General features: G+C 50.4%; 17 protein-coding genes and 1 pseudogene. 1 reads left to right on the plus strand and 17 read right to left on the minus strand.

Annotated features, from left to right (window positions below; translation table 11 throughout):
* Positions 1–9: 9 nt before the first annotated feature.
* Positions 10–102 (plus strand): annotated as a pseudogene (locus FD34_RS08770) (aldo/keto reductase); the annotation flags it as partial.
* Positions 103–205: 103 nt separating this feature from the next.
* Here the strand turns inward: FD34_RS08770 and FD34_RS04335 are convergent.
* The 17 genes from FD34_RS04335 to atpB form a co-directional block, all read right to left on the minus strand.
* Positions 206–1,048: a helix-turn-helix domain-containing protein gene (locus FD34_RS04335; RefSeq protein WP_057807117.1), complete on the minus strand. Its 843-nt coding sequence runs from the start codon at positions 1,046–1,048 to the stop codon at positions 206–208.
* Positions 1,049–1,297: 249 nt separating this feature from the next.
* Positions 1,298–2,428 carry a D-alanine--D-alanine ligase family protein gene (locus tag FD34_RS04340; protein WP_057807119.1) on the minus strand — a complete coding sequence of 377 codons (1,131 nt, stop codon included), beginning with the start codon at positions 2,426–2,428 and terminating at the stop codon, positions 1,298–1,300.
* 141 nt (positions 2,429–2,569) lie between these two features.
* Positions 2,570–2,869: a glycine cleavage system H family protein gene (locus FD34_RS04345; protein ID WP_057807121.1), complete on the minus strand. Its 300-nt coding sequence runs from the start codon at positions 2,867–2,869 to the stop codon at positions 2,570–2,572.
* Positions 2,870–2,887: 18 nt separating this feature from the next.
* Complete coding sequence (locus FD34_RS04350; protein ID WP_057807123.1) at positions 2,888–4,081, minus strand: FtsW/RodA/SpoVE family cell cycle protein; 1,194 nt, start codon at positions 4,079–4,081, stop codon at positions 2,888–2,890.
* Between the two features lie 46 nt (positions 4,082–4,127).
* Positions 4,128–4,352, minus strand: coding sequence for a DUF2969 domain-containing protein (locus FD34_RS04355; RefSeq protein ID WP_057807125.1), 225 nt, complete (start codon positions 4,350–4,352; stop codon positions 4,128–4,130).
* Between the two features lie 15 nt (positions 4,353–4,367).
* Positions 4,368–4,604: a membrane protein insertion efficiency factor YidD gene (gene yidD / locus FD34_RS08405; protein ID WP_083479855.1), complete on the minus strand. Its 237-nt coding sequence runs from the start codon at positions 4,602–4,604 to the stop codon at positions 4,368–4,370.
* A gap of 3 nt (positions 4,605–4,607) precedes the next feature.
* On the minus strand, positions 4,608–5,600 hold the full coding sequence (mreB, locus tag FD34_RS04360) for a rod shape-determining protein (protein ID WP_057807127.1): 993 nt from the start codon (positions 5,598–5,600) through the stop codon (positions 4,608–4,610).
* Between the two features lie 84 nt (positions 5,601–5,684).
* Positions 5,685–7,001, minus strand: a complete 1,317-nt coding sequence (gene murA / locus FD34_RS04365) for a UDP-N-acetylglucosamine 1-carboxyvinyltransferase (protein WP_057807130.1) — start codon at positions 6,999–7,001, stop codon at positions 5,685–5,687.
* 18 nt (positions 7,002–7,019) lie between these two features.
* Entirely contained in the window at positions 7,020–7,250 is a 231-nt protein-coding gene (locus tag FD34_RS04370) for a DUF1146 family protein (RefSeq protein ID WP_057807132.1), read from the minus strand.
* Positions 7,251–7,462: 212 nt separating this feature from the next.
* Positions 7,463–7,891 carry a F0F1 ATP synthase subunit epsilon gene (locus tag FD34_RS04375; protein WP_057807134.1) on the minus strand — a complete coding sequence of 143 codons (429 nt, stop codon included), beginning with the start codon at positions 7,889–7,891 and terminating at the stop codon, positions 7,463–7,465.
* Positions 7,892–7,904: 13 nt separating this feature from the next.
* Positions 7,905–9,329, minus strand: coding sequence for a F0F1 ATP synthase subunit beta (atpD, locus tag FD34_RS04380; protein ID WP_057807136.1), 1,425 nt, complete (start codon positions 9,327–9,329; stop codon positions 7,905–7,907).
* A gap of 23 nt (positions 9,330–9,352) precedes the next feature.
* Entirely contained in the window at positions 9,353–10,312 is a 960-nt protein-coding gene (locus tag FD34_RS04385) for a F0F1 ATP synthase subunit gamma (RefSeq protein ID WP_057807138.1), read from the minus strand.
* Between the two features lie 35 nt (positions 10,313–10,347).
* Positions 10,348–11,883, minus strand: a complete 1,536-nt coding sequence (gene atpA / locus FD34_RS04390; RefSeq protein WP_057807140.1) for a F0F1 ATP synthase subunit alpha — start codon at positions 11,881–11,883, stop codon at positions 10,348–10,350.
* 32 nt (positions 11,884–11,915) lie between these two features.
* Positions 11,916–12,458: an ATP synthase F1 subunit delta gene (atpH, locus tag FD34_RS04395; RefSeq protein ID WP_057807142.1), complete on the minus strand. Its 543-nt coding sequence runs from the start codon at positions 12,456–12,458 to the stop codon at positions 11,916–11,918.
* On the minus strand, positions 12,448–12,966 hold the full coding sequence (gene atpF / locus FD34_RS04400; RefSeq protein WP_057807143.1) for a F0F1 ATP synthase subunit B: 519 nt from the start codon (positions 12,964–12,966) through the stop codon (positions 12,448–12,450). Before atpF ends, atpH begins: the two co-directional genes overlap by 11 nt.
* 46 nt (positions 12,967–13,012) lie before the next feature.
* Positions 13,013–13,231, minus strand: coding sequence for a F0F1 ATP synthase subunit C (gene atpE / locus FD34_RS04405; protein ID WP_003666561.1), 219 nt, complete (start codon positions 13,229–13,231; stop codon positions 13,013–13,015).
* A gap of 24 nt (positions 13,232–13,255) precedes the next feature.
* Complete coding sequence (gene atpB, locus FD34_RS04410) at positions 13,256–13,963, minus strand: F0F1 ATP synthase subunit A (RefSeq protein ID WP_057807145.1); 708 nt, start codon at positions 13,961–13,963, stop codon at positions 13,256–13,258.
* Between the last annotated feature and the right edge of the window lie 268 nt (positions 13,964–14,231).

Consider the following 14,231-nt stretch of genomic DNA (forward strand, 5'->3'; position numbering starts at 1 on the left):
CAAGTAATCGTGAATAATCAAGTTAAAATGCTCACCCTCGCTGACGGCCAGCAAATACCTCAGGAAGGCTTCGGTCTTTATAAGGTCCATGGTCAGGGGTCCAATTTTTTATTTAAAATATTTGTCCGTAACAATAATTGGGCAAAAAAAGAACCATGCCCAGTCAACACTGAACATGGTTCTTCTTAATAATAGCTGTTAAAATTTATTGTAGCTTTTCCAGCTCGGTCTCGATGTCTTCTTCCATCAAGGTACCGTGACGAGCGATGCTGAGGCTCTTGGCAATCTCCAGAGCCTGCTTGGCATCCTCCTGCTCACCCTTGGCGATGTAGCAACGACCCAGGCATAGATAGAGCTCATCGAGTAGGAAAAGGGAATCGTGAGCCCGGCACATCTTGATCCCCCGGTTGACCATCTCAATGGCACTATCCGGATCACCCAGCTCAAGGTAGAGGTTGGCGATCTGGTCGTTGATCGATGCCCACTGGTGCAGGCTCCCAATCAGCTTCTTGTTGTCAATCAGCTTGACCGACCGGTTGGTCAATCGAATGGCCCGTTCACGGTCGTTACGCTTCAGGTAAGCCATCGCCATCCCGGCCGTCGTCATGGCCAGGTAGATGTTGGCACTGGTCGTCGCAAATTGGGTCAAGACTAATTCAAAATTAAAGATGGCATCGTCAATCTGGTCATTTTCGACCTGGACCATCCCCAACAAGTAGTAGTAGCGCTGCTTATCAAAGTCGCTATCCAGCTGCTTGACCTTGACCGCATCGAGCATCTCTTCGGCCTTATCATACTCGTGCGCCGTCAGCATGTCGATGACCTTATTGAAGGTATCGTTGACCCCACTGACCTCGTTTTCGACGATCCGATCTGACGAAATATTTAACCGCTCACAAATTGCAGTCAAGATGTCCATCTTTGGTAATCGGTTTTGTTTTTCCATCAAGCTAATCGTCGCTTGAGTACAGATGCCCTCGGCTAATGCGGTCTGCGACAAGCCCCTCTTGCGGCGAATTTGTTTTAAAACGTCTCCACGGAGTTTCATTGGTTATCATTCCTCAAATAAATTATCTCTCTCAGGTTACTTAAAACAACAAAGTATCAATTACTTACTGTCGGCATTATAACACCCATTATAGGCTAAACACCAGCATTTAGCTCTTTGCCATTTCTTTTACCCGTACTATTACCTGCCCATTGCCGGATTTAGTTTTACTTTAAAAACAAAAATGGGCAATAACACTAATTATCTTAGCATCACAGCTCATTTTTAACAATATTATTCAAAAAAATTTTAATTAAATTTCTTCTTACCAACGCGCTCTGTCCCCAGCTCCTTGAAGTCATAGGTAATCTGGCTGTTGCGCTTGAACTCCTCCAGCCCCAGCTGAATTAGGCGGTCGATCAGTTCAGAGTAACTGATTCCTGAAACCTCCCACATTTGCGGGTAGAGGCTGATGTTGGTGAAACCTGGCAGGGTGTTAGGTTCACCCAGGTACGGCACGTTGTTCTCGTCGACCAGGAAGTCAATCCGGGCCATCCCCTTCATACCGAGAGTCTTATAGGCCTTTAGCGCCATGTCGGTGATCTCGTCGGTCAGGTACTGGGGCAGCTTAACTGGCAACTCGAAGACGACGCCGCTGGCATCGACGAACTTGTTCTCATAGTCGTAGAACGGGTCGCCGGCTGGCACCCGGACCGCCCCCAGCTTGGAGGCAATCGGGTGTTCATTACCAAGGATCGAAATCTCAACCTCCTGAGGGTTAGGCACACCCTGTTCGGCCAGGACCTTGAAGTCGTACTTGAAGGCGTCGTCTAAGGCCGCCTCGTACTCATCGGCGTTGGTGACCCGGTGGATGCCGACAGAGGAACCCTGCTTAGCCGGCTTAATGAAGACGAGGTCACCGAGGCGTTCCTCAATCTGTCCCCACGAGTAGTCAGCCCGGTTCTCTGGCGTCAACAGAACATATGGGGTATTCCGGATCCCGGCCTCAGTCAGGATCTTCTTGGTCAGGTCCTTGTCGAAGGCCATCGCACTCGCTGCGATATTGGAACCAATGTAGGGCTTATTCAGGAGCTTGAAGAGGCCCTGGATAGTCCCATCTTCACCAAGGTTACCGTGAATGACCGGGTAGAAGAAGTCGATCGTCTTCAGTTCATTCAGGGCCATGATTGGGGCGAGGGGCTGGGTCAGGTCCATCTTGGCATAGGCATCCTTGACCACCGTATCCTCTGGCTCCCCGTCGAAGATCCGTTGGGAAGCCGCGTTGTCCAGCAGGATCCCGTCCTTAGTGAACATGAACAGACTTACGTCATACTTGTCCTTATCGAGGGCATCATAGATGTTGTGGGCCGAACGCTTGGAGACGTCATGCTCAGAGGAGTTGCCACCGAAGAGCAGTGCAATTCGTAACTTCTTAGCCATTAAAAATACCACCTTACATATTTTTTATTTCATCCGTAAATCCTAGAACCTTAAGTATAACATGATTGACTGTTGCCGCCAATGGGGCCAATCAAAAAAGCAACCGCCAAGCTGTATTAGCGATTGCTTCATGGTATCTCATTACTTAACTTCAACGATCCAATTTTGTTCCTCATCGGCAGAACTCAGGCCGGCCGGGTCATCAACGACCTTAGCATTGACCGCCACGATCTTCCCGGCAACTGGACTGTCCAGGTCGGTAACCGCCTTCTCCGCCTCGACAGCGACAAACTTGCCGCCATCTTCCAGGACGGTGCCCACAGCCGGTACGTCGATGAAACTGATCTGGCCCAGGTCGTCACGCCCCTGGTCATTCAACCCCACCCGGGTGTTGCCATTATCAAGCTTCTTGGTCCAAAAGTAGTTGTTCTTTGCAGCCATAATCTATCTAATACCCCACTATCTAAACTCTTTCTTGTTGCTAAACATGTAAGAATGGTGGTGGTAACGCATCGACATTACCATCCCAATCCCGATCAGGTTCCCGATCAAAGAAGATCCCCCGGCGCTAATGAACGGGAGCGGGATCCCCGTCAGCGGGAGTAATCCAATGTTCATCCCAATGTTTTCAAAAACGTGGAAAAGGATCATCATGATGACCCCGGTTGAGATATAGGCGTAAAACTCATTCTTCGTATCAAATGTAACACGAATCATCAGATAAATTAAGAGTAAATAGATCAAGATTAGGAGGACGCCACCGATGAAGCCGAAGTTTTCCCCAATCACGGAGAAGATCATATCCGACTCCCGCACCGGCACGTAAACCTTAGAATTGTTGAACCCGGTCCCAGTGATCCCACCGGAGCCGACCGCCTTAATACTCTGCCAGAGCTGATAGCCCTGGTTAGTCGTATCCTGCTCCGGATGCAGCCAGGTGTCAACCCGGTCAAACTGGTAGGCCTGGAAACCAACATGCTCCAGGATCCGCCGACCGACTGAGGAGGTCACCATAGCCAGGGCCGAGCCCCCGACCACCGCCAGGGCGATCGCTGCCGGAGCGATGATCCGCCAGGTAACCCCGGAAACCAGAACCATCCCACAGAAGATGGCAAAGAAGACCAAGGCCGTCCCGAAGTCGTTCTGGAAGTGCAGGGAGATCAGGATCGGTAGTAACCAGAGAAACATCGTTCCAATCAGATGCCAGTCAGACTGGACAGTCCGAACGCTGTAGCGGTTATTGTGGGTGGTGATCACCCGCCCCATCATCAGGATATAGGCCGGCTTCATAATTTCCGAAGGCTGTAAGGTAACCGGCCCGATGGCAAACCAGCTCTTTGCCCCCGTACTGGCGTAGTACGAACGGCTATAGAAGACCAAGATGGCAAACATCAGGAAGATACTCAGCCAGTAAACGATCGGTGCCAGCTTCCAGAGCTGCTCCGAGTCAAACTGCATGATCACCACGATCAGGATTGTCCCGATCGCATACCAGACCAGCTGGGTAATCACCTGCCGGGCCACGCTGGTCTGCTGGCGGTCGTGGACGGCTGCCACGTAGATCGAGGCCAGGCCGATCAGGGCCAGGAGGAGGACACAGAAGATGATCCCCCAGTCGATCCGACTTTCTTCATCACTTTGCGAACGTTGCATTACCTAACTCCTTTACTCAGTTATTTTCAAAGAGAACGGTACCGCATTAGTGCTGATGCAGGTGGTACTGCTGGAGAACCATCTCCAGGCCTTCTTCTTGCGAATGAACGAAGAACTCGCTCGAATCCGCCGTCAACAGGGCCTTGAAACGATCGTTATCCGTTACCACCTCACCGATCAGCCGTTCACCAATAAAGATCTGCTGAACCGGTTGATTCTGCCGTTCAATATCTTTAACACTTACTTCAATTTTTTTGTCTTTTTTAGCCACGATTTCACCTTTTACCTAGTATTTGCGTCGAAAAGTAAAATGGTCAGGTACCGGGTCATACCCCCCGCGCGCAAACGGGTGGCAGCGCATAATCCGGGCAATCCCCAGCAGGCTCCCCTTCAGGCCAAAGCGCTCCAAAGCCTCCAGCATGTACTGGGAACAACTGGGGTAATAGCGGCAGACCCGAATCTGCCGGCGTATCGAGATCGTGCGCTGGTACCACCGCACCATTTTGCATAATACCTGAACCATCACTTACTTTTTCCGATCAGTCTTTTGCATCCGTTCCAGCATCTCGCCGGCTCCCTTAGCCACGTTGTCCAATGGACTCTGTGAGACAACTACGGGGACCTTGAGCCGGTCGCTAAAGAGCTGGTCGATCCCCTTTAAGAGGGCCGTCCCACCGGTCAATACGATGCCCCGGTCAATGATGTCACTGGCCAGTTCTGGCGGGACCGTCTCTAAGACGTTGACGGTGGCCGTCAGGATCTGTTCCAGGGTGTCGTGGATGGCCTCCTCGATCTCGTTTTCATTGACGGTGATCTGCTTTGGCATCCCACTGGCCACGTCACGGCCCCGGACATCCATCTCGGCCGGATTATCGGACTTCAGGGCCGTCCCAATCTTCATCTTGATATTCTCAGCGGTGTGTTCACCGATGACCAGGCCGTGCTGGTCCTTGATGTAGGCCGCGATGTCGTTGTTGAGCTTATCACCAGCCATCCGGATCGACCGGCTGGAGACGATGTCACCTAAGGAGAGGATGGCGATGTCACTGGTACCACCACCCATATCGATAACCATGCTGCCGCGTGGCTTGAAGATGTCAAGTCCGGCACCGATAGCGGCCACCTTAGGCTCGTACTCCAGATAAACCTTGCCACCACCAGACTGCTCAGCGGCCTGAATGATCGCCTTGCGTTCGATCTCGGTGATGTTAGTTGGTGCGCAGATCATGATGTTTGGTTTGGACATGAAGCCCTTGACGCTCAGCTTACCGATGAAGTAAGCCAACATCTCCTCCGTCACGTCGAAGTCGGAGATCACCCCGTTCTTCAATGGCCGGATAGCCCGGATGTTGCTTGGCGTCCGCCCCACCATCCGGTAGGCCTCGGAGCCAACCGCCAGGATCTTGTTGGTTTGGGTGTCAATTGCAACAACGGAAGGTTCGTTCAGGACAATCCCCTTGCCCTGAACGTAGATCAGCACGTTGGCTGTTCCTAAATCAATACCAATATCTTGTGCCATTATTTACTGCTCCTTCTCGTGAGAAATTCTTTATTCTAAGTTAATATCGTTCGTATTATACCACAATATCACCCGTGCTGCGGGTCAGTCATGGTTAGTTTCGTTCGTCGGATGCCCCGGTGACAACTTGTACTTATCTACGATGTCGATCCGGTCGATCATGGCGCCAAGGGCGTGGAGCTTTTCCTGGAAATGGTAGTAACCCCGGTCAATCTCGGTGACGTTGCGTACCTGGGTGATTCCCTTAGCAGCCAGGCCGGCCAGAACAAGGGCCGCGCCCGCCCGCAAATCGGAGGCGGTCACCTCGGCCCCACTAAACTCAGTCGGGCCATCTAGAACCGCCACCGGTCCGCTGATCTGGAACTTGGCATTCATCCGCCGTAGTTCCTCAAGGTGCATGAAGCGCTTCTCAAAAATCCGCTCGTCCAAGGTACTGACCCCGTTGGCCAGGAGCTGAAGAACCGAAATCTGTGGTTGCAGGTCAGTTGGAAAGCCGGGATAGGGCATCGTCTTGATGTTGGTCGGCAGCAAAACCGCCGTGCCGAGAACCCGGATACCGTCGTCCTGACGAATGACGGTCACCCCCATCTCCTCAATTTTGGCGATCAGGGAGGCATTATGCTCGGCAATCGTGTCGGCCACGAGGACGTCCCCGTTGGTGATCGCCGCGGCAATCATGAAGGTCCCAGCCTCGATCCGGTCCGGCATCAGGCGAAACTCACAGCCATGGAGGAAGTTGACCCCCTGAATACGGATAACCGCCGTGCCGGCACCGTGGACCCGGGCCCCCATCTTGTTTAAGAAGTTGGCCAGTTCGATAATCTCAGGCTCCCGGGCGGCATTTTCAATCGTGGTGATTCCGGTGGCCCGGGTTGCCGCCATCATCAGGTCCTCGGTGGCGCCCACACTAGGAAAGTCGAGGTAGATCCTAGCCCCGGTCAGCTGGTCGGCCCGGGCCTCAATGTAACCGTCACGTTGGTCAACCCGGGCACCAAGCGCTGTTAGTCCCTTGATGTGGAGGTCGATCGGCCGTGAGCCAATTGCACAGCCCCCAGGCAAGGCCACCTTGACGTGACCGGTCCGGGCTAGCAAAGGCCCCATTACCAATAGGGAAGCCCGCATCTCGTCGACGTACTCAAACGGTGCCTCGTTAGCCACCGGCTGCTGGGCATCCAATAAGAGCTCATGCTTAGCCTCATCAAAGGCTACCGCCACGCCCAAGAACTTAAGCAGGCGGTTCATGGTAATGATATCCAATAGTGGTGGCACGTTGGTCAGGCGGAAACTACCGACCGTTGCGAGCAGGCTGGCCGCCTGGATCGGCAGCGCCGCATTCTTTGAGCCCTCAATGTGGACCCGGCCGGTAAGACGCCGACCGCCCTTGATTACCATTTTCTCCATCGTTTACTACCTCAATTCCTAGCGAACAAGATACACTAAGTTACCAATTGCACTGATAATATTCAGAAAAAAGCTGGCGCATAGGTAACCCACCGCCGTGGCCGCCAATACAATGGCCAGTGGCAGGGTGCGGGGCGGGTGCTTAAAGAAGCGCTCAACATGAAATTCCTGGATGGCGTTAAAGGCCAGCCACACGAATAGTAGCTGAACCACGATCTCGATTAGTGCATGTATTCCCGTCAGTTCCAAGCGATATCCTCCTCACAAACGTTTGTATTTTATCATATCATAACTAGCTGGGCGGCCATATTGATAAAGCTTAACCGAATTAAAATAATTAGCTGCCCTTCCCACTCAATTATAAGAACATTCCAGCCGTTAGCAACCGAAAAAAAGGACTGCATTCACGTTGCCGTGATGCAATCCCTTATCTAGTAAAACTCGTTTATGTCGGCGAGTTTCTATTTTTTGATGAGCTTGGAAGCGTTCAAACGGTTGATCGCCCGCTTAAGGTGAACCTCCGCCCGCGCCAATTCATCTTGATTGTGTTCGCGCTTGGCCTTTTCAATCTCGGACTCGGACCGCTTCTTAGCCTCTTCTGCCCGCTGGATATCAATCTCCTCCGGCATTTCGGCACTATCAGCAGCGATCAGGGCCTGGTGACCATCAAATTGGATGATCCCACCGTTGACGGCAGCAACTTCGGCAGTGCCTTCACTGTGCTTGATACGGACGGTGCTGATTTCCAACGCGGCAATTAGGGGCACGTGATTGGCCATGATCCCCATCTGACCACCAGCTGTGTTCATGATGACCATCGTGGCATTATCATTGTCGTAAACAGTGCCGTCAGGGGTAATAATCGTGACTTTAAATTTACTGTCAGCCATAAATTATCCCCTCCTAATCTTTGCTGTTCTCGTCAGAATCCGCCTGTAATTTCTTTGCCTTTTCCACAACATCTTCGATTGGTCCAACCAAACGGAATGCTTCTTCCGGCAGGTCGTCGTACTTACCTTCCAGGATTTCCTTGAAGCCCTTGATGGTGTCCTTCAATGGAACATACTTACCAGGTTGACCGGTAAACTGTGAAGCAACACTGAAGCTTTGGGACAGGAAGTTCTGGATCCGCCGGGCACGAGCAACAATCGTCTTTTCTTCATCAGACAATTCATCCATCCCCAGGATAGAGATGATGTCTTGCAGTTCGTGGTACCGTTGCAGAACGTGTTGAACCTGCGTTGCGACTTCGTAGTGTTCCTTACCAACGATTTCTGGCGTCAAGGCAGTTGAGGTTGAGGCCAGTGGGTCAACGGCTGGGTAAATACCGATTTGCGTCAGCCGACGTTCCAGGTTGGTAGTGGCATCCAAGTGGGCGAAAGTAGTGGCTGGCGCCGGGTCAGTGTAGTCATCGGCAGGAACATAAACGGCTTGAATCGACGTGATGGAACCCTTCTTGGTAGAAGTGATCCGTTCCTGCAACTGACCCATTTCAGTTGCCAGGGTTGGTTGGTAACCAACGGCAGAAGGAATCCGCCCCAACAGGGCAGAAACTTCTGAACCGGCCTGGGTGAACCGGAAAATGTTATCGATGAAGAGCAGCACATCTTGACCCTTGACATCACGGAAGTATTCCGCAATCGTCAGACCAGTCAGGGCAACCCGCATACGGGCGCCAGGTGGTTCGTTCATCTGACCATAGACCATGGCCGTCTTTTCCAGAACCCCAGATGCCTTCATTTCGTAGTACATATCGTTACCTTCACGGGTCCGTTCACCGACCCCAGTGAAGACAGAAATACCATTGTGCCCTTGGGCAATGTTGTGAATCAATTCCTGAATCAAAACGGTCTTACCAACACCGGCACCACCGAAGAGACCAATCTTACCACCACGGACATATGGAGCCAAGAGGTCAATGACCTTGATCCCGGTTTCCAGAATTTCCGTGTTGTTGTTCAATTCGTCATACTTAGGTGCATCACGGTGAATTGGCATCCGCTTAGCATCTGGACCAAACTTCGGTCCGTTATCAACTGGTTCACCTAAGACGTTAAATACCCGACCAAGAGTATCGTCACCAACTGGCACACTAATTGCGGCACCAGTGTTTTCAACTTCCATTCCCCGTTGAAGACCATCGGTTCCGTCCATGGCAATCGTCCGAACAACCCCGTCACCCAATTCCAGGGCAATCTCGGTCGTCAGAACCTTGTCATCACTTTCCTTAATCTTCAGGGCATCATTAATTTCAGGAAGCTTTTCGTCTAAGGGGAACTCAACATCGACAACTGGTCCGATAACTTGGAGAACTTTACCAGTACTCATGTTGTTTCCTCCTACGTTTGAAATTATTCTTGTGCGGTCATCCCACCGGTGATTTCAGTAATCTCGGTGGTAATGGCTGCTTGCCGTGCTCGGTTATACTGCAATTGCAATGTTGAAACAATATCATCAGCATTGTCGGTGGCAGAACGCATGGCGTTGGCACTTGAGGAGTGTTCAGATGTCTTGGCATCCAGGATTGCTCCATACAAGGCACTCTCTGCGTACTGCTCAACCAGTGCAGAAACAATTGCCGTATCTGACGGTTCAAATTCATATTCAGCCGAAACGTGTGCGGTCATCACATCACCGTTTGCCGGCTTATCCTGCTGATCATTAGTCGCTAATTGGGCAAGCTCGTTCTCACTCAGCAGGGACTTCTCGGTAATTGGCAATGCATCGTGAACCATCACGTGCGACGTAACCCGGTTCACATAGTGACTGTGGACCGTGTACAGTTCGTCAAAGACACCGTCATTGTACATCTGGACCGCGGTCCGGACGATTGGCAGTACCTCACGGAACAATGGCACATCGCTAACCCCAGAATACTGGTACACGATGTTCATGTCCCGCTTCTTGAAGAATTCCGTTCCGGTCTTTCCGATCGTCAAGAAGACGGTATTATCCTTGGTCAGGTTGTGCTTGGCCATCAGACTCATGGTTTCCTTGATGATGTTACTGTTGTAACTACCAACAAGGCCCCGGTCTGAGGTGATCACCAGGATCCCGGTCTTCTTAACCGGACGCTTTTTGAATAGTGCAGCGTAAACATCATCTTGTGAAGCAGCAGATGTTGCGCTGTGAGATTTAACCAGATCAGCCAACATTTGTCTAACCTTCTCAGCATACACTTCGTAGGTTTGGGTATGGTGTTGAATTTGGTTCAGTTTAGCAGTTGAAACCATCTGCATCGCAGACGTGATTTGCCGAGTACTCTTCGTAGATTCAATTTTATGTTTAACTGCAGCAAGTGAAGCTGGCACTAAATCTCACCGTCCTTTCGACTAACTATCATTAACTACTTGTTAGCAGCGGCCTTCTTCTGGCTGTCACTCGTCTGGAATGACTTGGAGAAGTCAGCAACCGCGTTCTGTAAGCTATCGCCTTCCGGCAGCTTACCAGTCTTCGTGATGTCGTCATAAAGGTCTTGGTGGTTAGCGTGCATGTAAGCAGCCAGCTCACTCTCGTAGCGTTGAACATCATCCAACGGAATCTTATCGATGAAACCACGGGAGAGGGCGAACAACGTTACGACTTGTTGTGCTGCGGATTGCGGTTGGTGCAGGCCCTGCTTTAAGACCTCCATCGTCCGCTGACCACGCGCCAACTTGGCCTGGGTCGCATCATCCAGGTCTGAACCGAACTGGGCAAATGATGCCAATTCGTTGTAGGAAGCGATATCCAGACGCAGGGTACCGGCAACCTTCTTCATGGCCTTGATCTGGGCGTCACCACCGACCCGAGAAACCGAGGTCCCGGCATCAATGGCTGGCCGCTGACCAGCGTAGAACTCATCAGCGTCCAGGAAGATCTGGCCGTCGGTGATAGAAATAACGTTGGTTGGAATGTATGCGGAAACGTCCCCGGCTTGGGTCTGAATGATTGGCAGGGCGGTCATTGAGCCACCACCAAGGTCGTCAGACAGACGGGCAGCCCGTTCCAGCAGCCGTGAGTGGGTGTAGAAAATATCACCAGGGTAAGCTTCACGGCCAGGAGGACGACGCAAAATCAGGGAAAGTTCACGGTAGGCGTCGGCCTGCTTGGACAGGTCATCGTAGACGATCAGAACGTCCTTACCACCGAACATGAACTCTTCCCCCATTGCGGCACCAGCATATGGCGCGATGTAGAGCATTGGGGCTGGGTTAGAAGCACTAGCAGAAACAACGATTGTGTAGTCCATGGCACCAAACTTGCGTAAGGTTTCCACGTTGGCACGAACCGTTGATTCCTTTTGACCAATGGCGACGTAGATGCAGATAACATCCTTGTCCTTTTGGTTGATGATCGTGTCCAATGCAATGGCGGTCTTACCGGTCTTCCGGTCACCAATGATCAACTCACGCTGACCACGACCAATTGGAACCAGGGCATCAATAACCTTGATCCCGGTTTGCAGTGGTTCACTAACACTCTTCCGCTCCATAACCCCTGGAGCCTTCCGTTCGATTGGACGTGTCTTGTCAGTCTTGATCTCGCCCAGGCCATCGATTGGCCGGCCTAATGGATCAACAACCCGCCCTAATAATGCATCACCGACGGGTACTTCCATGATTCGACCCGTCCGTTTAACGGTGTCACCTTCACGGATTCCCGTGAAGTCCCCTAAAATAACGATACCAACATCGTTACTTTCGAGGTTTTGGGCCATTCCGTAAACACCGTTGCTAAATTCGAGCAACTCACCAGCCATGGCGTTTTCCAAGCCATCGGCACGAGCAACACCATCACCAACATAGGTAACCGTCCCAGTTTCTTCAACCGAAACCTGGTCTTGGTAGTTGGCAAGCTGTTTCTTGATGAGTGAACTGATTTCCTCAGTTTTAATGCTCATAAAGGTCTCACCTCTTTAACAAAAGATCTATTTTATCTAACTAGTAAACGACGAATTTGCTTAATCTTTGAGCTGAGACTACCGTCCATGGTCTTGTGATTAGCATGGACAATAACCCCACCTAAAATTTCTGGATCAACCTGTTCATTTAAGACAACCTCCGTGGCGCCAAAACGCTTGGCAAGGTTGGCCTTCAGTTGATCCCGTTGTTGTTTATCGAGTTGGATCGTTGTGACAACGTCAGCATGCATCCGCTTGTTTTTAGCGTCATACCGCCGTTCAAACTCATCAATAATTGCGACCATGCAATCCATGCGGCCGTAATCAAAAAGCATTTGAATCAGGTTCACAACAGGTTGGGAAGCCCCCTTTTGCAGATCCTGAACTAATGCTTTCTTTTCATCGAGTGACAGTTGGACACCCGCCAGTGCGGATTCCAAGCTCTCATTGTCCTCAAAGACTTGGCGCAAAGCAATCAATTCTTGATAAGTTTGATCGAGTTCATTGTCTTCATCGACCAATTCGAACAGTGCCCGGGCATAGCGTCCAGCAACCCTCTTCTTATCAAGACTCATGATTTACCAACCCTTCGATGTAGGAGTCGATCAATTCCTTTTGATCGTCTGCCTTTAATTCCTTTTGGATGAGTTTGGAAGCAATCTCAATAGATAAGTTTGCAACGTCATCCTTGGCACCGTTCAGCGCATCGCGACGTGCTTGATCCGCATCCTGTTGTGCCTGTTGTTTGAGGGCTTGAGCATCGTTTTGTGCTGCCTCAACAATTTGTGCTCGTTGTGTTTCAGCCGACTTCTTGGCATTGCTTACAATGTCTGCAGCTTCCTGACGTGAATTTTGCAGTTCCGCCTGACGCTTGGCAGCCATCTTTTCGGCATGTTCCCGTGACCGCGCCGCGTTGTCGATATCGCTGGCAATCTTGTCTGCCCGCTTCTTCATCATGTCGGTGACTGGTCCCCATGCGAAGTGCTTGACCAGAAGCATCAGGATAATGAAGGTGACGATGTAGAAGACAAGGTCCCCAATGTATAAACTGTTCGATTCAGCTAACACACTGTTCACAAACATCTATTGACACCTCCTTGTCGTAAAAAATCAAATCGTAATTCAATAATTACTTGTTCATAACAAGGAAGCCAATAACGATGGCGATAATAGGCATGGCTTCAATCAAACCAACACCAATGAACATCGTTGCTTGTAATCTACTTTGTAATTCTGGTTGACGTGCGATACTGTCGACAGTGTGTCCGATTAAGATACCATCACCAATACCACCACCGATAGCGGCACCCATAGCCGCGAGTCCTGCAGCAATTGCTCCTAATGCCATTTTAAAATTCCTCCTTAGAGATTATTATTCGGAAACCTTCCGAGAAATATAAACCGTCGTTAATGTTACAAAGACATAAGCCTGGATTGAACCGATAAATACGGAGAAGCCTTGCCATGCCAATTCCAGAAGCAATCCCGGAATGATTGTTAAGGCACCGTGTGAGAAGGCCATATTGGCAATCAAACTCATTAACAGTTCACCAGCAAAAATGTTACCAAAGATACGGAGACCCAGCGTCAAGAAGTTCGCAAACTCTTCAATGATGTTGACTGGCAGCATCAGGGTAAATGGCTTGGTATAGTTCTTGAGGTAACCCCCAAGACCGTTGTGGGCAACACCAGCAAAGTGTGCTAAAGCCATTACCATCAGTGAGAAGGTCAGCGTAACGACAGGATCCGCCGTTGGACTTCTAAGCACTTCTGCCCCGTTCCAATGGAATTGGAAGATCAACCCAAACTGGTTGGCGAAGAAGATGAAGACGAACAGCACGAAGGCAAAGAAGCTATAGCGTCCCTGCTCGGCTGTCGGCATCTGACTCCGCACAATTCCATTCGTGAAATCAACTAACCACTCAAAAACATTCTGTGCACCGGTTGGTTTCATCTTGATCTTTCGTGACATCCCGTAAAGAGTGAAGAACACGATTGCGTAGATAATCAGTCCAGAAACAATGTTCGTTGTGTTGAACGTGAGTCCGAAAAGCTTAAAAGTTAAAGCATCACCGCCCATTCATATTCCACCTCTTTCCTTATAACAATAATTTGGCTTGTAAGTTGGTTAAAAGTCGCTATAAAGAACGAGCTAGCCCAAGTTACGTCTAGTAATATATCATTATTTAAGGGAAAATTCAAAAAAATATTAAATCTCGCTAAGGGCCTTAACGGTTGTCAGCCTTAGGGCCAGCGCGTTTCCCACCATGGTAAACAATTCGTCCAAATGCCAATTAAAATTCGCTAAGAATTTGTAACCATGGTTTAACGTTAACCAAAAAAGTGGC

This window comes from Limosilactobacillus pontis DSM 8475, from assembly GCF_001435345.1.
Taxonomy (GTDB): Bacteria; Bacillota; Bacilli; order Lactobacillales; family Lactobacillaceae; genus Limosilactobacillus; species Limosilactobacillus pontis.